At 73.6% G+C, this 19359-nt stretch carries 21 protein-coding genes; 12 read left to right on the plus strand and 9 right to left on the minus strand.

What is annotated here, in order from left to right:
• Positions 1-32: 32 nt before the first annotated feature.
• Both GXP74_RS01275 and GXP74_RS39965 read right to left on the minus strand, forming a co-directional pair.
• Complete coding sequence (locus tag GXP74_RS01275; RefSeq protein WP_182449569.1) at positions 33-344, minus strand: hypothetical protein; 312 nt, start codon at positions 342-344, stop codon at positions 33-35.
• Between the two features lie 96 nt (positions 345-440).
• Positions 441-1847 (minus strand): glycosyl hydrolase family 28-related protein, encoded by a 1407-nt coding sequence (locus GXP74_RS39965; RefSeq protein ID WP_304940903.1) that lies wholly within the window; start codon positions 1845-1847, stop codon positions 441-443.
• A 95-nt stretch (positions 1848-1942) separates the two neighbouring features.
• Between GXP74_RS39965 and GXP74_RS01285 the strand changes: the two genes are divergently transcribed.
• Both GXP74_RS01285 and GXP74_RS01290 read left to right on the plus strand, forming a co-directional pair.
• Positions 1943-2635: a VOC family protein gene (locus GXP74_RS01285; protein ID WP_182449570.1), complete on the plus strand. Its 693-nt coding sequence runs from the start codon at positions 1943-1945 to the stop codon at positions 2633-2635.
• A gap of 131 nt (positions 2636-2766) precedes the next feature.
• The gene (locus GXP74_RS01290) at positions 2767-3792 is read left to right on the plus strand and encodes an SGNH/GDSL hydrolase family protein (RefSeq protein WP_225447643.1); all 1026 of its coding nucleotides are present in this window, start codon (positions 2767-2769) and stop codon (positions 3790-3792) included.
• Positions 3793-3867: 75 nt separating this feature from the next.
• Here the strand turns inward: GXP74_RS01290 and GXP74_RS01295 are convergent, their stop codons facing one another.
• On the minus strand, positions 3868-4497 hold the full coding sequence (locus tag GXP74_RS01295) for a TetR/AcrR family transcriptional regulator (protein ID WP_182449571.1): 630 nt from the start codon (positions 4495-4497) through the stop codon (positions 3868-3870).
• Between the two features lie 128 nt (positions 4498-4625).
• Here GXP74_RS01295 and GXP74_RS01300 point away from each other — a divergent pair, with 128 nt between their 5' ends.
• The 4 genes from GXP74_RS01300 to GXP74_RS01315 all read left to right on the plus strand — a co-directional run bounded on the left by GXP74_RS01300 (position 4626) and on the right by GXP74_RS01315 (position 9105).
• Positions 4626-6845 (plus strand): MMPL family transporter, encoded by a 2220-nt coding sequence (locus GXP74_RS01300; RefSeq protein ID WP_182449572.1) that lies wholly within the window; start codon positions 4626-4628, stop codon positions 6843-6845.
• 60 nt (positions 6846-6905) lie between these two features.
• The gene (locus GXP74_RS01305; protein ID WP_182456082.1) at positions 6906-7550 is read left to right on the plus strand and encodes a LysE family translocator; all 645 of its coding nucleotides are present in this window, start codon (positions 6906-6908) and stop codon (positions 7548-7550) included.
• 113 nt (positions 7551-7663) lie between these two features.
• The gene (locus GXP74_RS01310; RefSeq protein ID WP_182449573.1) at positions 7664-8242 is read left to right on the plus strand and encodes a carboxymuconolactone decarboxylase family protein; all 579 of its coding nucleotides are present in this window, start codon (positions 7664-7666) and stop codon (positions 8240-8242) included.
• The gene (locus tag GXP74_RS01315) at positions 8239-9105 is read left to right on the plus strand and encodes an RNA polymerase sigma-70 factor (RefSeq protein WP_182449574.1); all 867 of its coding nucleotides are present in this window, start codon (positions 8239-8241) and stop codon (positions 9103-9105) included. The genes GXP74_RS01310 and GXP74_RS01315 overlap by 4 nt, the downstream gene beginning before the upstream one ends.
• Before the next feature lie 182 nt (positions 9106-9287).
• Here GXP74_RS01315 and GXP74_RS01320 read toward each other — a convergent pair whose 3' ends face one another.
• Positions 9288-10265 (minus strand): zinc-binding dehydrogenase, encoded by a 978-nt coding sequence (locus tag GXP74_RS01320; protein ID WP_182449575.1) that lies wholly within the window; start codon positions 10263-10265, stop codon positions 9288-9290.
• A 169-nt stretch (positions 10266-10434) separates the two neighbouring features.
• Between GXP74_RS01320 and GXP74_RS01325 the strand changes: the two genes are divergently transcribed.
• Both GXP74_RS01325 and GXP74_RS01330 read left to right on the plus strand, forming a co-directional pair.
• Entirely contained in the window at positions 10435-10998 is a 564-nt protein-coding gene (locus tag GXP74_RS01325; RefSeq protein WP_182449576.1) for a TetR/AcrR family transcriptional regulator, read from the plus strand.
• Positions 10999-11032: 34 nt separating this feature from the next.
• Positions 11033-11137: a zinc-binding dehydrogenase gene (locus GXP74_RS01330; protein ID WP_225448543.1), complete on the plus strand. Its 105-nt coding sequence runs from the start codon at positions 11033-11035 to the stop codon at positions 11135-11137.
• A 24-nt stretch (positions 11138-11161) separates the two neighbouring features.
• Here GXP74_RS01330 and GXP74_RS01335 read toward each other — a convergent pair whose 3' ends face one another.
• Genes GXP74_RS01335 through GXP74_RS01345 form a run of 3 tightly spaced genes read right to left on the minus strand, consistent with a single transcriptional unit; the run spans position 11162 to position 13332 of the window.
• Positions 11162-12154: an ABC transporter permease subunit gene (locus tag GXP74_RS01335; protein ID WP_182449577.1), complete on the minus strand. Its 993-nt coding sequence runs from the start codon at positions 12152-12154 to the stop codon at positions 11162-11164.
• Positions 12151-13092 carry an ABC transporter ATP-binding protein gene (locus tag GXP74_RS01340; RefSeq protein WP_182449578.1) on the minus strand — a complete coding sequence of 314 codons (942 nt, stop codon included), beginning with the start codon at positions 13090-13092 and terminating at the stop codon, positions 12151-12153. The genes GXP74_RS01335 and GXP74_RS01340 overlap by 4 nt, the downstream gene beginning before the upstream one ends.
• Before the next feature lie 48 nt (positions 13093-13140).
• Positions 13141-13332 (minus strand): hypothetical protein, encoded by a 192-nt coding sequence (locus GXP74_RS01345; protein WP_182449579.1) that lies wholly within the window; start codon positions 13330-13332, stop codon positions 13141-13143.
• A 118-nt stretch (positions 13333-13450) separates the two neighbouring features.
• Between GXP74_RS01345 and GXP74_RS01350 the strand changes: the two genes are divergently transcribed.
• Together GXP74_RS01350 and GXP74_RS01355 are read left to right on the plus strand one after the other, a co-directional pair.
• Positions 13451-14605: a sensor histidine kinase gene (locus tag GXP74_RS01350; protein ID WP_225447644.1), complete on the plus strand. Its 1155-nt coding sequence runs from the start codon at positions 13451-13453 to the stop codon at positions 14603-14605.
• Positions 14602-15258 carry a response regulator transcription factor gene (locus GXP74_RS01355; protein WP_182449580.1) on the plus strand — a complete coding sequence of 219 codons (657 nt, stop codon included), beginning with the start codon at positions 14602-14604 and terminating at the stop codon, positions 15256-15258. Before GXP74_RS01350 ends, GXP74_RS01355 begins: the two co-directional genes overlap by 4 nt.
• A gap of 58 nt (positions 15259-15316) precedes the next feature.
• On the opposite strand, the gene GXP74_RS01360 is transcribed toward GXP74_RS01355, so the two are convergent.
• Positions 15317-16153, minus strand: a complete 837-nt coding sequence (locus tag GXP74_RS01360; RefSeq protein ID WP_182449581.1) for a helix-turn-helix domain-containing protein — start codon at positions 16151-16153, stop codon at positions 15317-15319.
• A gap of 113 nt (positions 16154-16266) precedes the next feature.
• On the opposite strand from GXP74_RS01360, the gene GXP74_RS01365 reads away from it, so the two are divergent.
• Positions 16267-16860, plus strand: a complete 594-nt coding sequence (locus tag GXP74_RS01365) for an NADPH-dependent FMN reductase (protein ID WP_182449582.1) — start codon at positions 16267-16269, stop codon at positions 16858-16860.
• 32 nt (positions 16861-16892) lie between these two features.
• Here GXP74_RS01365 and GXP74_RS01370 read toward each other — a convergent pair whose 3' ends face one another.
• Entirely contained in the window at positions 16893-18023 is a 1131-nt protein-coding gene (locus tag GXP74_RS01370) for an NADH:flavin oxidoreductase (RefSeq protein WP_182449583.1), read from the minus strand.
• A 231-nt stretch (positions 18024-18254) separates the two neighbouring features.
• Between GXP74_RS01370 and GXP74_RS01375 the strand changes: the two genes are divergently transcribed.
• Positions 18255-19166: an FAD-dependent oxidoreductase gene (locus GXP74_RS01375; protein WP_182449584.1), complete on the plus strand. Its 912-nt coding sequence runs from the start codon at positions 18255-18257 to the stop codon at positions 19164-19166.
• Positions 19167-19359: the final 193 nt, after the last annotated feature.

Genomic DNA, 19359 nt, shown 5'->3' on the forward strand with positions numbered 1-19359 from the left:
GGAACGGGAGTCGAGTACGAACTGGCCTATCTTCAAAAGGGGTTGGCCGGGCGGCCGCCGCCGACGGCCGGGCGTTCCGGCATGGCGATCTCCTCGCCGTCGAGGAGCAGCGTGCAGGCCGGGTCGTGGGCGCGGTGGCGCAGCCGCTCCACCCGGACGGTGAAGGGCTGCGGCACGTCGTCGGGGAGCTCGCCGGTCAGCTCGACCGCGTCGGACGCCCGCTCGCGGCGGGAGCCGACCTCCTTGCCGTCGACCAGCAGTTCGATCTCCCGGGCGTGCCCGCTGTGGATCTCCACGCTGATCGAGTGCCCGGCGTGGTCGACGTGGAAGTGGCGGTCGCTCATGGCAGTCTCCCGGTGCGGTGCTGCGTCCCGCCTCCCAGCGTAGGCTCGCTCCCCGCGCCCGGCGAGTCAGCGCCCGGCGGGCGCGGGGGCGGTCGGTCAGCTGTTGAGCGCGGTCCACAGCCAGGCGCCGCCCACCCGGACGTACAGCCGCTTGTCGGTGGTGTCGACGGCCATGGTGCCGTCCAGCGGCGGGTGGGTGAAGGAGGAGTCGCTGACCGCGCCCGCGACCAGGCGCAGCGGCGGGTTCGGCGCGTTGGTCGTGGGCAGGGTGCCGCTGGCCTGGCCACCGGTGCTGCCGTAGCTGTTCTCCACCCGGAAGTCGCCGGTGCTGGAGCTCTCGTAGTAGATGTGGGCGCCGGTCGGCTTGGTGGTGTAGCCGCCGACGACGTCGCGCAGCACGGCCGTCGAGCCGGGGCCGGAGTACAGGTCGACGCCGGAGTTCACGGTCGCGGTGGCGCCGTTGGCGATCAGCACGTTCTCCAGCGCGCTGGACGAGGCGGCCCAGCCGATGATGTTCTGCGCCGTGGAGTAGCCGCTGGCGAAGCCGCCCGCGAAGCAGTAGATGTTGGTCGCGTAGACGTGGGTGCAGGAGGCGTCGGTCTTCAGGTGCGGGCCGCCCTGCATGCTGGAGGTCTCGAACTTGCAGTCGGTGAGGTAGATGCCGTTGGGGTTGTTGGTCTTGGCCGTCCCCTGGGTGATCCACAGCGCCCCGGTGCCGAAGGCCTCCAGTCGGCAGCCGATGAAGTGCACCTGGTTGACGTTGTCGGTGCTGTAGCCCCAGCCGCTGGTGGCGGAGGAGTTGCGCAGCCAGATGTTGGGCTGGGTGGTGCTGCCCGCCGTCCCGGTGCAGGACTCGACGGCGAGGTTGTAGAAGCGCGAGTCCCAGAGTTCGACGCCGTCGACGCAGAGGTCGTTGTTGCTGGTCATGAAGAGGTCACGGAAGTAGCAGTTGTCCGTGTAGTACAGCTCCAGCAGCAGGCCGGTCCGGCTGTTGCCGTTGAGGCCCAGGTTCTCGATCGCGCAGTAGCGGCGGTGGGTGGCGCCGGTGGGGTCGGCGCCCGCGCCGGACATCCGCAGCAGGATCCCGTTGCCGCCCTTCACCAGGGTCGACGCCTTGCTGCCCGCGCCGACCAGGCGGATCCCGTTGCCGCCGACGCTCAGTGCCGGGGTGCCGCTGCCGGGCACCACCAGGTACGTACCGGCCGGGAAGTAGACGGTGCCGCCGCCCCCGGTCGCGGCGGCGTCCAGGGCGGACTGGACGGCCGCCGTGTCGTTGCTGGAGCCGTCGCCGACGGCGCCGTAGTCCTTGACGTCGTACCAGTCCAGGGTGGTCCCGGTGGTCCCGGTGGTGGCCGCCTGGGCGGGCTGCCCGGTGGACGCCACGGCCATCCCGGCCATCCCGGCGACGGCTCCGGCGAGCATCGCCCGGCGTCCGGTCCGCTGTCCGGTCCGCTGTGCGGTCCGCTGTGCGGCTTCTTCTCCGAACGCACCCGTGCCGCTCATATGTGTCTCCCCGTGTGAGTCATGACGCATGATCATGCCAGTTCATGATCTGCTTATCACTCGATCATGTACGGGCTTCACGGGAGGTTGTCGCGATGGAACGGGTACTGGGTCGGCAGGAAGCCTCGGACGCGGTCAGCGACCAGGGCTGGCGCTACCTGCTGGGCGCGCTGCACGCCTCGGTCCGGGTCGGGTCGCTGGCCCGGGCGGTGGAGGCGGCCGGGAGCGCGGTCGCGGCCTGCGGCCCGGACGCGGACCGCCACCTGCGGGTGGACCTGCGGCCGGACCGGGTGCTGCTGGCGCTCCAGACGGCCGACCTGGCGCGGCTGACCGCCCTGGACACCGAGCTCGCGCACCGGATCTCCACGGCCCTGGCCGGGGTCGGGCTGCGGACCGAACCCGAGGTCGGCACGGGTGCGCCCCGGTCGGTGCAGACCGTGGAGATCGCCATCGACGCGCTGGACATCGCGGCGATCCGCCCGTTCTGGAGGGCGGTGCTGGGCTACGTCGACGAGCCGGGGGCGGACGGGCCCGCGGACCCGGTGGTGGACCCGGCCGGGCAGGGGCCCGCGATCTGGTTCCAGCAGCAGGACCGGCCGCGCCCGCAGCGCAACCGGATCCACTTCGACGTCTGCGTCCCGCACGACGAGGCGGCCCGGCGGATCGAGGCGGTGCTGGCCGCCGGGGGCCGACTGGTCTCGGCGACCCGTGCCCCCGCGTTCTGGGTGCTCGCCGACGCCGAGGGCAACGAGGCCTGCGTCACCACCTGGCAGGGCCGGGACAGCTGATCCGGCAGTCGGGCGCGGGCCGTTGCGCCGAGATCACTCCTTGGAGTGGGCTGCCACCGGAATTCATTGACCCTGTGTAGCCGTGTCGGTACTTTCGGTGACGGCAGTTCTTACACGAAGGGGCACCTCGCATGTCCGGATTCGCCATGCCTCCCACCGTCCGCGTCTCGCTCGCCGCCGCCACCGCCCTCGCCGCCACCCTGGCCGGGTTCGGCACCGCCTCGGCGGCGCCGACGGCGGCCCGCAGCGCCCCCTCCTACGTGGCTCTCGGGGACTCGTACAGCGCCAACGTCTTCGTCCGGCCCTGGGATCCGAGTGACGGCTGCGGCCGTTCCTACGACAACTACCCCCACCAGGTCGCCGCCGAACTCGGCCTGGGGCTGCACGACGTGACCTGCGGCGCGGCCGAGGTTCGGGACGGCATCCTCGCCCCGCAGCCCTCCTCGAAGATCCTCGGGCCACCGTCCACGCCGCCGCCGGGCGGCTGGCCGGAGCGGCCCGCCCAGATCGACTCGGTCCACCACGGCGCGGACTACGTCAGCGTCGGCATCGGCGGCAACAGCCTCGGCTTCGGCCAGATCGTCACCCAGTGCCTGGAGCGCGGCCTGAAGACGCTCGGATTCGGGACTCCCTGCACGAAGTACTACACCGAGGGCGACGGCCGGGTCTGGTTGGACGGCAAGTTCGCCCAACTCGACCAGGAATTCGGCGAGATGATGAACCAGCTCAAGGACCGCGCGCCGAACGCCAGGGTCGCGGTGGTCGGCTACCCGGCGATCGTGCCCACCGGCGACGGCTGTAGCTGGGGGGACTTCCGCCAGCTCGGCACGGTCGCCAAGGGTGACTTCCCCTGGTTGGACAGCCTGGAGCGGAAGCTCAACGACCTGATCAGGTACCAGGCCGAGGCGCACGGCGCGACCTACGTCGACGTCTACAGCTCCAGCGTCACGCACGGGGTGTGCGCCGACGCCGACCAGAAGTGGATGTACGGGGTGAAGGACGACCTCACCGGTCCTGGCGACCAGACCGACCCGCCGGTCGGGCTCTGCAAGGACATCCCCGGCACCGGCGAGAGCTGCACCTTCGTCCACCCCAACGTCTACGGCGCGGAGAACGAGGCCCGGCAGGTCGTGGCGGCCTTCCTGCGGCCCGAGTAGCCACCGACCGGTAGCCGCCGTCGCGGGCCCGCGACGGCGGCTCCGCCATGCCCGCGCGGCGGTCCGGCGCCGCCGCTACCGGCTGCTCGGGGGGAGGCCTTCGAGGGCGGCGAAGGCCTCCCGGACCAGGGCGGCGGTGTCCGCCGGAGCCGACCCGCTGCCGCCCGAGGTCGGGTGGACCGCCCGGATCGCCCGCAGCGCGGCGACGCCCGCCCTGGCCTGTACCGAGGCGCGCAGCCGGACGCCGGGGGCGGCGGGGTCCGCGCCGGCCGAGGTGAACCGGTCCAGGATGGCGGTGTTGACCGCCTCCTCGATGTCGAACAGCAGGTACCGGTCGCCGCGCGAGGTCGGGTGCAGCCGCATGGACGAGCCGGAGGTCAGCACGGCCGGGGCGGTCCCGTAGATGTCGAGCAGCCCGAGCACGGCGTTGCGCATCGCGGTGTAGCCGGACTCCGCCGCCGGGCGGTCGCGGACCGCCTGCTGCAGGATCGGGATCAGCTCCCGGGCCTGTTGCAGCACCAGGCTCTCCTTGGACGGGAAGTAGCGGAAGAAGGTCCGCTCGCCGACCCCGGCGGCGGCGGCGATGTCCCGCACGGTGGTGGCCTCGAAGCCGTGCTCGTCGAACAGCCGCCCGGCGGCCTGGACCAGGGCGCGGCGGGTCCGCTCTTTGTTCTGTTCACGCCGTCCCAGGGTGTCACCGTTCACCCTCGGATCATCGCAGTCCCCACCGGTACCCGGCCACTCATGGCAGTACTGCCACTTTGCTAATGTGGCAGTACTGCCGATTTCTGGCTCCCCTACGGCAATCTCCCCTACGGCAATGAGGAACAGTCATGGCCACGGTCCTGTACCGCCTCGGACATCTCTCCTTCCGCCATCGCATATGTGTGCTGGCCGCCTGGCTGGCCGCGATAGCCGCCGTCGTCTGCTGCGCGCTCACCGTCGGCGGGGCCGGGAAGCTGGACGACACCTTCACCATCCCGGGCTCCCAGTCGCAGCAGGCGCTGGACCGGATGCGGCAGGACTTCCCCGCCGCCGCCGGTACCAGCGCCCAGATCGTGTTCACCGCCCCGGCCGGGCACCGGCTGACCGAACCGGCCGAGCAGGCCGCGATCCGGACCGCGCTGGCCGACGCCCGGCAGGCCCCGCAGGTCGCCGCCGTCATCTCGCCGAGCACCTCCCACGCGATCTCGCCGGACCACAGCACCGCGATCGCCCAGGTCCAGTACCGGGTGAAGGCCGACGCGCTGGCCTCCGACTCGCTGGACCGGCTCAGCGCCTCGGTGCGCGGCGCCCGGAACGCGGGTCTGGACGTCCAGGTCGGCGGCGCCGCCTACAACGGCGCCAAGGCGCAGCCGGGCGCGGGCGACCTGATCGGCGTGGCCGTGGCCGTGGTCGTCCTCGCGCTCACCTTCGGCTCGCTGCTGACCGCCGGAATGCCGCTGCTCAGCGCGCTGATCGGGGTCGCCGTCGGGCTCGGCGGGGTGCTCGCGCTGACCGGGGCGGCGACCATCTCCAGTACCGCGCTGACGCTCGCGCTGATGATCGCGCTGGCCGTCGGGATCGACTACGCGCTGTTCATCGTCACCCGGCACCGCTCGCAACTCGCGGAGGGAATGGACCCGGCGGAGTCGGCCGCCCGCGCGGTCGGTACCGCGGGCAGCGCGGTGGTGTTCGCCGGACTGACCGTGGTGATCGCCATGGCCGGGCTCTCCGTGGTCGGGATCCCGTTCCTGACCGTGATGGGCCTGTGCGCCGCCGGCTCGGTCCTGGTCGCGGTCGCGGTGGCGGTGACCCTGCTGCCCGCGCTGCTGGGCTTCGCCGGACGTCGGCTCGCCCCCCGGCCCGGCTCCCGCACCGCCCGCCGCGAGCACGCGATCGCCACCGCCGGTCCCGACCGGCCCGCCAACCTGGGTGAGCGCTGGATCCGGATCGCCGTCCGGCGCCCGCTGGTGACCGTGCTGCTCGTGGTCGCCGCGCTGGGCGCGCTGGCCTGGCCGGCGACCTCGATGACCCTGGCGCTGCCGGACAACGGCACCGCCCCGGCGGGCAGTTCGCAGCGGGTGGCCTACGACGAGATCACCAGGGCGTTCGGCCCCGGCTTCAACGGCCCGCTGCTGGTCCTCGCCGACACCGGCCACAGCGCCGACCCGGCCGCCGCCGTCGCCGGTGTCGACGCCGAGATCCGGGCCATGCCCGACGTCGCCGCCGTGGCCACGGCGGGCAGCAACCCGGTCACCCGCACCGCGCTGATCCAGGTGGTCCCCCGCAGCGGGCCCAGTGACCAGGCCACCAAGAACCTGGTCAACCGGATCCGCGACGACGCCGGATCGATCCAGCGGAGCACCGGTGCGAGCGTCGCGGTCACCGGCGACACCGCCGTCGGCATCGACGTCTCGGCCAAGCTCAGCGCCGCGCTGCTGCCGTTCGCGGGGGTCGTCGTCGGTCTGTCGCTGGTCCTGCTGCTGCTGGTGTTCCGCTCGCTGGTGGTCCCGGTCAAGGCCGCCGCCGGTTTCCTGCTCTCGGTGGCCGCGACCTTCGGCGCGGTGGTCGGCGTGTTCCAGTGGGGCCACCTGGGCGGCCTGGTCGGCGTGGACCAGTCCGGGCCGATCGCCAGCTTCCTGCCGATCATCGTGATGGCGGTGCTGTTCGGGCTCGCCATGGACTACGAGGTGTTCCTGGTCTCCCGGATGCGGGAGTCCTACGTCCGCACCGGGCACCCGCTGACCGCCGTGCACGCCGGGGCCCGGCACGCGGCCCGGGTGGTCACCGCCGCCGCGGTGATCATGTTCTCGGTGTTCGCCGCGTTCGTCAGCAGTCCCAGCATGATCCTCAAGCAGATCGCCTTCTCGCTGGCGGTCGGCATCCTGATCGACGCCTTCGTGGTCCGGATGACCTTCGTGCCCGCGGTCCTGGCCCTGGCCGGACGGTGGTCCTGGTGGCTGCCCGGATGGCTGGACCGGCTGCTGCCCGGCCTCGACATCGAGGGCGAGCGCTTGCACCGGGCGGAGCCGGAGGAGCGGCCGAGCGATCGTGCAGCGGCGCTGAACTGATCCGTGAAGAGACGATCGCTGGTGCCGCACGGCGCCGCCGCCGATGCTTGTCCCATGGTCATGGTCGAAGCGAACGCGGTGCTGGGTGTGTCGGCGGTGGCTCTGGGGATGGTGCTCACCCCCGGACCCAACATGATGTACCTGGTGTCGCGGAGCATCACCCAGGGCCGCCGCGCCGGCGCGGTCTCGCTGGCGGGCGTCGCGGTGGGCTTCCTGGTCTACCTCGCCGCCGCCAACCTGGGCCTCTCGGTGGTCTTCCTGGCGGTCCCCGGGCTGTACCTGGCGGTGAAGCTGGCCGGCGCCGGGTACCTGGCCTGGCTGGCCTGGCAGGCGCTCCGGCCCGGCGGTCAGTCGGTCTTCGCGGTACGGGAGTTGACGCCGGACTCGCCGCGGCGGCTGTTCTCGATGGGGCTGCTGACCAACCTGCTGAACCCGAAGATCGCGGTCATGTACCTCTCGCTGATCCCGCAGTTCGAGGACGTCGGGGCGGGGCACCTGCTGGCGCAGGGGTTCCTGCTGGGCGGCGTGCAGATCGCGGTCAGCCTGGCGGTGAACCTGGTGCTGGTGCTGGCAGCCGGAACCATCGCGGGCTTCCTCGCCGGTCGCCCCGCCTGGCTGCGGGTGCAGCGCTGGCTGATGGGCACGGTACTGGGTGCGCTGGCGGTCCGCCTGGTGACTGATCACACGTCAGCGACGCTCGCCTGAACCGGAGTTGCTGGAGTCCGCGGGTGGGCGGCGGGGCCCGGTCGGGAGCGGGTGTCACGTTCCCGACCGGGGCGGTGTCTTCATGGCGGACAGCCGGACCCCAGGAGGAAACGATGACCCCGCGCATTCCGAAGACGGAACTCCCCGAGCAGCTGCGCGAGACCATGGTCGAGCAGCTCGGCGCCGTGCCGGAGCCGATCGAGGTGCTCTTCAACAACCCCGCCGTCGCGACGGCGAACCTGGAGTTCTCCGGCCGGGTCGCGGCCTGGGACTCGGTCGACGCGGGCCTGAAGACCTTCGCGCACATGGCGGTCGCCGCGAGGATCGGCTGTAGCTGGTGCCTGGACATCAACTACTTCGCGGCGCAGAACCAGCAGTTGGACCTGACCAAGGCCAGCCGGGTGCCGGTCTGGCGGGAGTCCGACCTGTTCACCCCGCTGGAGCGGGAGGTGCTGGAGTACGCCGAGGCGATGACCGACACCCCGCCCACGGTCACCGACGAGATGTCGGCGAGCCTGCTGGCGCGGCTGGGCGCGTCCGCGCTGGTGGAACTGACCGTGTTCATCGGCTTCGCCAACATGGCGGGCCGGGCCAACACCGCGCACGGGATCACCTCGCAGGGCTACTCCGACGCCTGCGGGATCCCGCTGGCGAAGCGTCCCGGGAGCGCCGTCGGAGCAGGACGATCATGATCGATGATCCGTTCGTCACCCACCGCAGCCTGCTGTTCACGGTCGCCTACGAGATGCTCGGGTCCGCGGCCGACGCCGAGGACGTGTTGCAGGAGTCCTGGCTGCGGTGGGCCGACGTCGACCGTTCGCAGGTACGCGACGCGCGGGCCTACCTGGTCCGGGTGGTCACCAGGCAAGCGCTCAACCGGCTGCGCGCGCTGTCGCGCAGCCGCTTGGACTACGTGGGGGAGTGGCTGCCGGAGCCGTTGCTGACCAGTCCCGACGTCGCCGAGGACATCGAACTCGCGGAGAGCGTCTCGATGGCGATGCTGACCGTCCTGGAGACGCTCGGCCCGACCGAACGGGCCGTGTTCGTGCTGCGCGAGGTCTTCGACCTGTCCTACAACGAGATCGCCGGGATCATCGGGAAATCCTCGGCGGCGGTTCGTCAGGTGGCCAGGCGGGCCCGCGATCACGTGGCGGCCCGTCGGCCGCGGGTGCGGGTGAGCCGGGCCGAGCAGCAGGCGGTGGTGGACCGGTTCCTGGCGGCGCTGCGCACCGGGCAGTTGCAGGATCTGCTGGAGCTGATGGCGCCGGATGTGGTCCTGGTCGCCGACGGCGGCGGGGTGGTGGCCGCGGCGCGGGCTCCGATCCACGGGATCGAGCTGGTGGCGCCGTTCCTCGCCCGGGCCCACCAGGTGGTGGCCGGGTTCACCACCAGGCCGATCTGGCTCAACGGTGCCCCGGCGGGCCGGATCGAGTTCGACGGCGAGCCGAGCGCCTTGAGCCTGGTGGTGGAGGACGGGAAGGTGACCCGCGTGTACGTGGTGCGGAACCCGCACAAGCTGACCCGGCTCGACGAACCGTCCGAACTCGTCCGCTAGGGCCGGAGTACGGGGACCGGCCGGCCGCCCGCGCAAGCGGGTGAACGGCTCGCTCGGATGTGCGGTCCACGGTGCGGACGGTAGCGGCGGGCGGCGCCACCGACATCGCGCCGCCGGGCCGGGCCCGGGGCCCGGCCCGGCAGCGGCTTGTCCTGAATCCCTGGCGGTGGACGCGCGCCCCGCTACGAGCCCTGGCCGCCGCCCGGGCGCAGCACCAGCTTCAGGCCCGGTGAGGCCGCCTGGGCCGCCCAGGCCTCGGCGACCTCCGCCAGCGGGTGGACGCTGAGCGCCAGGTCGAACCGGCCCGCGGCGGCGTACCCGGCGACCTCTGCGTACGCCGCCGCGGACTGCGCCGGAGTGAGGTTGCTGCCGCTCACGCCGAGGATCCGGAGTCGGCCGTGCCGCAGTGCCCCGGCGTCCACCGAGGCCTCGGCCCCGGCGCACTGGCCGACGTTGAGCAGTCGGCCGGTCGGCCGCAGCGCGGCCAGGGCCGCCCCGGTGTAGGGGCCCCAGAGCGGGTCGACCAGCACGTCCACCGGTCCGCCCGCCTGGTCCAGCCGGGCGCGGAAGGCGGCCGGGTCCGGGTCCAGCAGGAGGGTGTCGTCGCAGAGGTGGGCCAGCGCCGCGAGCCGCGCCTCGTCGCGTCCGGCGGCGACGATCCGCCCCGCGCCGAGCGCCCGCGCCAGGTGCAGGAAGGCCTGGCCGAAGGCGCCGGTCGCGCCGAGGACCAGGACCGACTCGCCGGGGCGCAGCGCGGCCTCGTCCCGCAGTCCGATCAGGGCGCTGATCCCGACCACCCCGATCGCGGCGGCCAGTTCGTCGCCCAGCTGGTCCGGGATCGGTACGCAGGCCTCGTCGGGAGCGACCACGTACTCGGCGAAGGTGCCGTCGACGAAGCAGCCCGGCACCGAGACCCGGACCCGGGTGCCCGGGGCCAGGGTGTCGCCGGCCACCACCGTGCCCGCGCCCTCGACCCCGGGCACGTGCGGGGTCCGCGGCTTGCCGAACGGGTGGCCACCGGCGGAGATGAGCAGGTCGATCGGGTTGAGCGCCGCCGCCGTCACCCGGACCAGGGTCGATCCCGGCGCCCGCTGGGGCTCGTCCCGCTCGCCGACCACGGGTGCCTGGCCGAGCTCGGCCACTACTGCCGCACGTATCACGTCACTGCCTCCTGATTTGGATGACCGACCGGTCAGTCACTTTAGTCACGGGTGCGACGGACGCGCAACCACCGTCCGGGGGCGGCCTGTTCGGCGGTGGCGGCGGCCGTGGTGGCTGTGCCGACGGCCTTCGCCGGGGCGCCGGTCGGGCGCACGTATCCTGGGGCGCATGACTGCTCGTGCGGCTGCGGCCCTGGAAACCCGAGCCGCACTCCTGGACGCGGGCCTGGAGATCGCGGAACAGCACGGGCTCTCCGGGATGAGCGTCAACCGCGTGGTCGCCGTGGCCGGGGTCGCCAAGGGCACGTTCTACGTGCACTTCCCGGACCGCGACGCCTTCCTGAGCGCGCTGCACCAGCGCTTCCACGAGCAGAGCGGACAGGCGGTGGCCGCCGCCCTGGGCCGGCACGCGCCCGGCCGGATCCGGCTCCAGGCGGCCATGACCGCCTACTTCGAGGTCTGCCTGAGCCATCGCGGCGTGAAGGCGCTCGTCCTGGAGGCGCGCAACACGCCCGGGGTCGCCGCCGAGGTCGCCGACCGCAACGCCGCCTTCGCCGCCCTGGCCGAACCGGACCTGCGGGCCATGGGCTGGCCCGAGGCCGGGACCGCGGTCCGGCTGGTGGTCGCCATGTGCGCGGAGTTGGCCATGGCCGAACTGGCCGCGGGGGAGCGCGACGAACGCGGCCGCCAGGTGCTGTGGCAGCTGCTCACCCGGCTGGACCTCAACGCCTAGGCACCACAAGACTGGTGACGGAACGTCAATTCAGCTGCACCCGGTCGTCGACCGCGTCTTCCCCTTCGCCCAGGCCGCCGACGCCTTCCGCTACTACGCCTCCGGCCAGGCCCTCGGCAAGGTCGTCATCACCGTCTGACCCAGGGGCCGGACCAGCGCCGGATCAGCTGAGGCGGGCGCGGATCCGGTGGAAGGTGGCGGCGGTGAGCAGCGCGGCGAGGGCGGTGAACAGGGCCGTCTCCAGCCACTGGAAGGTCCAGAAGCGGTCCGCCGGCTGCTCGGAGACGTCGACGTGGACGTGCCCGTCGGCCAGGCAGGTCGGCAGCTCGGCCATGGAGGCGTCGTTCATGCAGCGCTGGTACCAGGCGGTGTGGCCGACCGGCCGGCCCGCCGAGTCCAGGACGGCGCTGGTCCGCACCACCCAGGGGCCGCCGGACGGGTGCACCCCCTCGATGTCGCCGTAGGCGCCGATCATCGTCAGGCCGCTGATCAGCTGCGCGGTCAGCGGTACCGAGGTGCGCACCGGGGCCTGGTACTGCGGGCGGACCACGGTCGGCACCACGACCTGGAGCACCGCGAAGACCACCAGCGTCGCACCCATCGCGGGCACCGTGCGGCGGACGAACAGGCCCAGCGCCGCGCCCAGGGCGAAGGCGAACGCGGCGTAGCCGAGCGGGGCGATGTCGCGCGAGTCGAACAGCACCGGCGAGAAGCGGTTGTTCAGGACGGTACCGACCGGCGCCGCCGCCCACGTCAGCAGCAGGCTGAGCAGCCCGGTCGCGGCCACGCCGGCCAGACCGACCAGGCCGAGCTTCGCGGCCAGCCACCGGCTGCGGGTGACGCTCTGGTTCCACACCAGCCGGTGCGTGCCCGCCTCCAGTTCGCGGGCGATCAGCGGCGCGCCCCAGAAGACGCCGATGACGCCGGGGACGACCAGCAGCAGGTAGCCGAGCAGGTCCACCGGCAGGCGGTAGTGGTCGGCGAAGGTGGCCAACTGCCCGCCGCAACCGAGGCGGACCGGGCAGTGCGCGAGGGCGTCGTGGTAGTCGCCGTGGATCCGCAGGCCGAGGTGGACCAGGTACACCGCGAGCAGCAGCAGTGCGCCGAGGCCGATCAGGGCCTGCGACCGGAACTGACGCCAGGTCAGCCAGATCATCGGTGTGCCTCCGGGTGGATCGGGGTGGGCGTGGCGACCGAGGGGGCGGTGGCCCGGTCGGCCCGGGTCAGGTAGGCCAGGACCAGTTCCTCCAGGTCGAGGGGTTGCGTGTGCCACCGGCCGACCGGTGGTCGGCCCTGGTCGGTGCGGACCACGGCGGTGCTCTCCCGCGCCCCGTGCTCGACCCGGATGGCCGTCAACCCGGCAGGTAGGGAAGCGAGTTGGTGGCGGTCGCCGGTGATCCGGCAGTGGTTGGCCAGCAGTTCCGCGACGTCGCCGGCCAGTTGGACCCGGGAGTCGGCCAGCACGATCAGGTAGTCGCAGACCCGCTCCACGTCGGCGAGCGCGTGCGAGGAGAGGATCACGCTGGCTCCCAGCTCGCCAACGAACTCCATCAGGTTGTCCAGGAAGCCGGAGCGGGCCAACGGGTCGAGCGCGGCGGCGGGTTCGTCGAGGATCAGCAACTCGGGGCGCTTGGCGGCGGCCACGGTCAGCGCCAGCTGGGCCCGCTGCCCGCCGGAGAGCCGGCCCGCCTTCTGCCCCGGGGCCAGGCCGAGCCGGGCGATCCGCCGCTGTGCGAGCGCGGCGTCCCAGGACGGGTTCAGCCTGGCCCCCAGTCGCAGGTGGTCCGCGACCGACAGGTCGGCGTACACGGGGGTGTCCTGGGCGACGAAGCCGACCCGGGCCACGTGCGCGGCGCTCGCGGCGGGCTCCGCGCCCAGCACCCGGATCGTGCCCGAGCTGGGCCTGGTCAGCCCGCAGGCCATGGTCAGCAGCGTCGACTTGCCCGCGCCGTTGGGACCGACCAGGCCGATCACCCGCCCCTGCGGGACGGCCAACTCGCAGTCGGACAGGGCCTGGTGGCGGCCGTACCGCTTGCCCAGGTGCACGGCTTCCAGTACCGGGGTGAGATGTGCTCTGGTCAGGTTTTCGGTCATCGGTTTCCCCGATCGAGGGTCGCGGAGGAGAGGGACGGATCGCCCGGGTCAGCGCGGGCGGCGGCGCTCGCGCCGCCCCCGGACCAGCCGGTAGGCGCCGTAGAGCAGGGCGAGCAGGACCACCGCCTGAAGCGCCAGCCAGGCGTACAGCAGCGGACTGCGGACCGTCGGCTGCGGCGTGGCGGGCATCGCGGCGAGCAGGGAGGTGGCGAGCAGCGAAGTGGAGAGCGGACCGGGCATGCGCTCAGCCTGCTGATCCGGCCGCCGACCCCGCACCGGCCGAAGGAACGGTTCGCCGGGCCCGGCTCGTACTTTCGGCGGGTTCGGTGGCGGGGTCCGATCGCCTACCGTGCATGGGGTGAACACAGCGGAGCGGCCCGTCCGGGCAACGAGGATCGCGGTGAACGGCGCGCTGGGCGTGCTGTTCGCCGTCGTCCTGGTGCTGATGGCCGTCCAGTACGCGCACCAGGGCCGCCCCTGGGCATTCGACAGCGCGGTCGGCGCGGGGGTGTGCGTGATCGCGCTGCTGCGGGAGCGGAACCGCCGGTGGGCGGCGGTCGCCGGACTGGCCGTCGCCGGGGCCGCCGGACTGGTCGCCGGGCTGGCGCGGCTGCCGGGCGAGCCCGGCGCCGCCGCGGTGCTGGCGCTGCTGGTCCTCGGCGGCTCGGCGATCCGGACGCTGCCCGCCCGCGAGGCGGGCGCCGTCGCCGCGGCCGGGGCGGCGCTCATGGTCGTCGGCCTGCTGACCGCCGCGGCCCCCGGCACCCCGTTCCGGGTCGGCATCCAGGTCTGGGCCCTGGCCCTCGGGATCGGGCTCTGGCTGCGCTTCCTCGACTACCGTCGCCGGGCCGCCGCCGAGGCCGTCCGGCAGGACGAACGCCTGGCCCTGGCACGGGAGTTGCACGACGTGGTGGCCCACCACATCACCGGCATCGTGCTCCAGGCCCAGGCCGCCCGGATCGTCGGCCGCCGCCGACCGGAACGGCTGGACGACACCCTCGCGGACATCGAGACGGCGGGCAGCGAGGCCCTGGCCGCCATGCGCCGGGTGGTCGGCCTGCTGCGCGACCGCCAGGACGCGGCCGGTACCGCCCCGACCACCGTGGGCGCCGAACAACTCGCGGAGCTGGTGCGCCAGTTCGAGGAGCGCGGGCCGGACGTCCGGCTGCGCCTACCGGCCGACCAGGCCGACTGGCCGCCGGAGCTGACCACCACCGTCTACCGGATCGTCCAGGAGTCGCTGACCAACATCTCCCGGCACGCCGTCCACGCCCGGTCCGCCGGCGTCGACGTCGCCCGGGACGGTCACGGCATCACCATCGCCGTTACCGACGACGCCGCGCCCGCCCGCCACCTGCACCAGGGCGGCTTCGGCCAGCACGGCGGCTTCGGCCTGATCGGCATGCGCGAGCGGGTCGAGGCCCTCGGCGGCACCCTCGCCGCCGGTCCGAGGCCCGGATCCGGCTGGTCGGTGCACGCCAGCCTGCCCTTCCCGGCCGAGGAGCGGCGATGACGATCAAAGTCCTGCTCGCCGACGACCAGGCCATGGTCCGCGGCGGCCTGCGGCTGATCCTGGAGGACCAGGACGACATCACCGTCATCGGCGAGGCGGCCGACGGCGCCGAGGCGGTCGACCTGGCCCGGCGGCTGCGCCCGGACGTCTGCCTGGTCGACATCCGGATGCCCCGACTGGACGGCATCGCGGTGACCCGGGCGCTGGCCGGTCCCGGCGTCCCCGACCCGCTGCGCGTGGTCATCGTCACCACCTTCGACCTCGACGAGTACGTCTACGGCGCGTTGCGGGCCGGAGCGGTCGGCTTCGTGCTCAAGGACGCGGGCCCGGCGCTGCTCGCCGAGGCCGTCCGCGCGGCCAGCGGCGGCGACGCGCTGATCTCCCCGTCGATCACGCTGCGGCTGCTGCGCAGCCTGGCCCCGGCCCGGGGCGGCACCGCCGCCGAGCCCGCGCAGCCGCTCTCCGCCCGGGAGGTCGAGGTCGTCCGGGCGATCGCCCGGGGGCGCACCAACCAGGAGATCGGCGCCGGCCTGTTCATCTCGGTGAGCACGGTCAAGAGCCATCTGGCGACCATCCAGGGCAAGTTGCGGGTACGCAACCGGGTCGAGATCGCGGCCTGGGCCTGGGAGAGCCGCCTGATGGACGGTGCCTGAGGAGCGGCGCCCGAGTTGTGGCGCCCGAGGAGCGGCAGCCGAGTTGTGGTGCCCGGCTTCAGGAGATGGCGCGGAGTCGGCCGCCGGGGCGGTGCCGCAGCTGCTCGACGGCCTGCGCGGTCTGCTCGTCGGCCGCCAGGAAGACCACCAACTGCTGATCGTCCGTGGGTAGTTCCAGCGTCTCGCGAAGCAGTCGCAGCTCCGGTCCGGCCGGGTGGCGCAGCCGCAGCACCCCGCGTGGCGGGACCACGTGGCGGTTCAGCCGACGGGTGAAGTCGGGGCCCGCGACCGTGGCGAGCTCGGTGCTCAGCCACTCCGAGTTCTCGATCGAGGGACCGAGCCACAGGTCGAAGGCCTGCTCGTCGGCGATCGCGTCCCAGTCGGCGAAGAACGCCCGGGCGCGGGGATCGGTGAAGACGTAGCGGGTGAGGTTCGGCCGCTCGGTGTCCAGCAGCCCGGTGCCGCTGGTCACCGACTCGAAGCCGCTGCTGCGGGCGAGGACGTCGCCCAGCCGGTTGGAGACCACGGCGATGCCCGGTTCGAGCAGCCGCAGCGTCCGCAGGACGTTCCCCCGCACCTCCCGGCGCGGCGGCGAGGGCCGGGTGTGCGCGATGCACTCGCCACCGGTGATCTTCGCGAGGTAGCGCAGATGGCCGCGCTCGGCCGGGTCCAGGCTGAGCGCGTCGGCGAGCGCGTTCACCACCGGTACCGACGGATTGCGGTCGCGGCCCTGCTCGATCCGGGTCAGGTACTCGACGCTGACCCCGGCCCGCGCGGCGAGGTCGGACCGCCGCAGCCCCGGCGAGCGGCGGCGACCACGATCCGGCAGTCCCAGTGACTCCGGCTGGATGCTGTCGCGCTTGGCCCGGATGAAATCCCCCAGTGGCGTACCCATACCGCGAGAGTAGTTCGGCGGTCCGTGGCGCGTGCAGGGCGCAGCGTGGCCCTGCGGGGGCCAGCCTGCGCCCGGTCTGGTCGCGGTCGGCGGCGCGGCCCAGGGTGGTGGGCATGGAGAACAAGCAGCAGCTACTGATCATCGTCGGCAGCGTCCGTGAGGGACGGTTCGGCCCGGTCGTGGCCGCCTGGGTCGCCGAACAGGCCCGGCAGCACGGCGGTTTCGAGGTGAGCGTGCTGGACCTGGCCGGGATCGACATCCCGCTGGAACTGCCCGCGGCGTCACCGAAGTACGCCGGGGACGCCTACCCCCGTCCGGCCGGGATGGCGCCGCTGACCTCGGCGCTGGCGGAGGCCGACGCCTTCGTCGTGGTCACCCCGGAGTACAACCACAGCTACCCCGCCTCGCTGAAGGCCGCCATCGACTGGCACTTCACCCAGTGGACCGCCAAGCCGGTCGCCTTCGTCAGCTACGGCGGCGCGGCCGGTGGCCGCCACGCGGTGCTGCACCTGGAGAACGTGCTGACCGAGTTGCACGCGGTGACCATCCGGGACGGGCTGGCCTTCCCGAACTACTTCACCGCGTGGCAGGACGGGCGTCCGCTGGACCGGACGGCCCCGGCGTACGCCAAGACCGTACTGGACCAACTGGCTTGGTGGTCCCGTGCGTTGAGCGCCGCCCGGGCGGCCGGTCCGTACCCGGCCTAGCCGTCCCGGGCGCCGCCGCGCCGGGGCGGTGCTCAGCTCAGCGTCTTCAGCGCCGACGCGTCGTACGGCTGTAGCTGCTCGAAGCGGCCACCCAGGACCTTCGCCGCCCACTCCGGGTCCTGGAGCAGTGCCCGGCCGACGGCGACCAGGTCGAACTCGTCCCGCTCCAGCCGGTCCAGGAGGTTGCCGAGATCCCTGACCGGGGAGCCCTCGCCCGTCTCGAAGCCGCGGAGGAAGTCCCCGTCCAGGCCGACCGAGCCGACGGTGATGGTGGGCCGACCGGTGAGCTTCTTCGTCCAGCCCGCCAGGTTCAGCTCCGAGCCCTCGAACTCCGGCAGCCAGTAGCGGCGGGTGGAGGCGTGGAAGGCGTCGACCCCGGCCTCGGCGAGCGGCGCCAGGATCGCCTCCAGCTCCGCCGGGGACTCGGCCAGCCGCGCGTCGTAGGCGCCCAACTTCCACTGCGAGTAGCGGAACAGCACCGGGAACGCGGGCGAGACCACCGCGCGGACCGCCGCCACGATCTCCGCCGCGAACCTGGTCCGGCGCACCGGGTCGCCGCCGAAGGCGTCGGTACGCCGGTTCGTGCCGGACCACAGGAACTGGTCGAGCAGGTAGCCGTGGGCGCCGTGCAGCTCCACGCCGTCGAAGCCGACGCGCTCGGCGGCCGCCGCGGCCTCGGCGAAGGAACCGATCACGTCGTCCAGGTCGCGCTGGGTCATCGCCCGGCCGGTGCCCTCGGTGCCGTCCGGGTGGATGCCGGAGGGACCCACCGCGGGCGCCTCCGGGTACGGCGGCTGGCCCTGCTGGCGCACCGTGCCGATGTGCCACAGCTGCGGCACGATCGTGCCGCCCGCCGCGTGCACGGACTCGGCCACCCGGGCCCACCCGGCCAGCTGCTCCTCACCGTGGAACCGCGGCACCCGGTCGCTCGCCCCGGCCGACTCGTGGCCGACGTAGGTCCCCTCGGTGACGATCAGGCCCACCCCGGCGGCGGCGCGCCGGGCGTAGTACGACCGCACGTCCTCCCCGGGGACGCCGCCGGGGGAGAAGCTGCGGGTCATCGGAGCCATCACGATGCGGTTGGGCACGGTCAGGCCGTTCAGTGCGACCGGCCGGGACAGGATCTCGGCCGCGCGGGAGGCGTGGGACGCAGGGACGGTCACGGGGACTCCTCGTAGGTGTACCAGTCGGTGGCGGTGTGCGCATGGCACGCGCCCAGCTTCCAACCATGACGGCGGGCCGGACATTTCGTCCGCCCGGCGGCCCGCCCTGTGATCCCGGACACGCGCCCGGCCGCTCCGCCGCGTACGCTCGGCTGACCGAATCCGTCCAGGACCGGGACCCGCACCCGGATCAGAACCCGCACCCGCACCCGGATCAGGAGCGGACACACGATGCCTCAGCCCCTCGTACCCGACACCGACCTGGTCGTCATCGGCGGCGGCCCGGCCGGCTGCGCGGCGGCGGTCATGGCCGCCAGCGTCGGCCTGCGCTCGGTACTCGTCGAGCCGCGGGCCCTCGGCCACACGCTGCGCCGGATCCCCGCGCTGGAGAACGTGCTCGGGTTCTCCTCCGGCCCCGACTACGCCGACGCGCTCGCCGCCGACGTCCGCCGCGCCGCCCGCTGCGAGGTGCTGCTCGGCGCGAGCGCGGACCGGCTGGACGCCGCCGACGACCACGTCACGGTCCACCTGGCCGGATCCGGGCGCACCCTCACCGGGCGGTTCGCCGTGGTCGCCACCGGCGTACGGGACGCCCGGCCCGACGAGGCGGACTGGATCACCGGGGCGGACCCCCGGTCCGCCCCGCTCTGGCAGGCGGACGCCGGCTCCCTGGCCGACCGGACCACCCTCGTCCTGGGCGCCGACCGGCCCCTCGGCACGCTGCTGCGCGGCCACCCGGAGGCCCCGCTGCGGCTGGTCGTGCCGTACCCGGAAGCCGACGCCTACAAGACCGACGAGGTCCGCGACGACCCCCGGGTCACCCTGGTCCCGGTGCGCTCGCTCGCCCTGTCCGCGCGGCCCGGCGGCGGCGTGCTGGCCGAGGCGACCACCCCGGACGGCCGGACCGGGCAGCGGCTTCCGGCAGCCGACGCGGTGTTCGTCAACCTCGGCTGCCGCCCCTCGACCCTCCCCGGCCTGCGGACCGCCCCCGACGACGGCTACTGCCCGCCGGACCGGCAGCACCCCCGGGTGCTGACCGCCGGAGACCTCCGCTCCGCCCGAGCCCAGCGGATCATGACCGCCACCGGCTCCGGCGCCGAGGCGGCGCTACGCGCCTACTACGCCACCCGCCTCGACAGCTGACCCGCCCGGCGCCGGGCCAGCGCCGGGCCAGCGGCGGGTCGGCGCCGGGTCGGCGCCGGGTCAGCGGCGGGGCAGGAGCGGGACAGCGGCGGCGGGCGGCGGATCACGGCCGTTGTGGCCGATCCGTGCACGGGAGCGGCCGTTGCGGCGGATTCATGCGGTGCGGGGTCATCGGCGCCCGGGTTGGCCATCA

Source organism: Streptacidiphilus sp. P02-A3a (assembly GCF_014084105.1).
Classification (GTDB): Bacteria; Actinomycetota; Actinomycetes; order Streptomycetales; family Streptomycetaceae; genus Streptacidiphilus.